This window comes from Vibrio sp. D417a, assembly GCF_030248595.1.
Classification (GTDB): Bacteria; Pseudomonadota; Gammaproteobacteria; order Enterobacterales; family Vibrionaceae; genus Vibrio; species Vibrio alginolyticus.
Map to the genome: position 1 here is coordinate 1 of NZ_JAHGAM010000063.1, position 897 is coordinate 897.

Annotated in this window: 1 protein-coding gene; it reads right to left on the minus strand. The window is 53.7% G+C overall.

Annotated features, from left to right (window positions below):
* Positions 1–885 (minus strand): cadherin-like domain-containing protein (locus KI742_RS23460; RefSeq protein ID WP_285445318.1); only part of this gene is annotated, 885 nt, incomplete at its 3' end.
* Positions 886–897: the final 12 nt, after the last annotated feature.

Consider the following 897-nt stretch of genomic DNA (forward strand, 5'->3'; position numbering starts at 1 on the left):
GACCTTGATGATGGTCGGCGTGTCTTCCACAACCGTCGCTTTATCTGCCACGATGTCCGCCACAGGGGCTACCGTGAAGTTCACCGTTTGGCTAACGCTTTCACCGCTTGGATCGGTAGCCGTAAAGGTCAACGCTTCAGAGCCGTTCCAGTCCGCAGTTGGAGTGAACGTAGCAATGCCATTGACGATCGCCACTTGAATGTTGCTGTTGCCAGAAACGCTGAAGCTCAGCTCGCCATCCACGTTATCTACATCGCTGAAGGCCGTATTCAGATCGATGCTGTATGGCGTAAAGTCTTCTGCCAAGGTTTGGTCTGCGAGGTTGCTTTCAACCACAGGCGTGTCGTTCACCGCATTCACGGTGACGTTGACCGTCGCTTGGTCAGTCAGTGCACCATCGGTGATGGTGTAAGTAATTTCAGCGTCACCATGGAAGTTCTCAGCTGGCGTGAACACCAACTTGCCGTCAACGATCTCGACTGTGCCTTGTGCTTCAGGTACAGACGCCGATTGGATAGACAACTTATCGCCATCAATGTCGGTGTCGTTTGGCAGGACATCAATCGTCACTGGCGTGTCTTCGTCAGTAATCGCCGTGTCATTGGTCGCCACTGGCGCATCGTTCACTGGCGTGACATCGACGTTCACTGTGGTGGACTCCGATACCCCACCGGAGGTAACGATGTAGGTGAAGCTGTCTGTTCCGTGATAGTTGTCGTTTGGCGTGTAAGTCACACTGCCGTCAGGGTTGACCGAGACCGTGCCGTTAGCTGGGCCGTTATTGGTATCCAGCGACACCACTTTGTCGTCGTCTTCGAACGTGTCGTTACCTAAGACCTTAATGATGGTTGGCGTGTCTTCCACAACCGTCGCTTTGTCTGCCACGATATCCGCCAC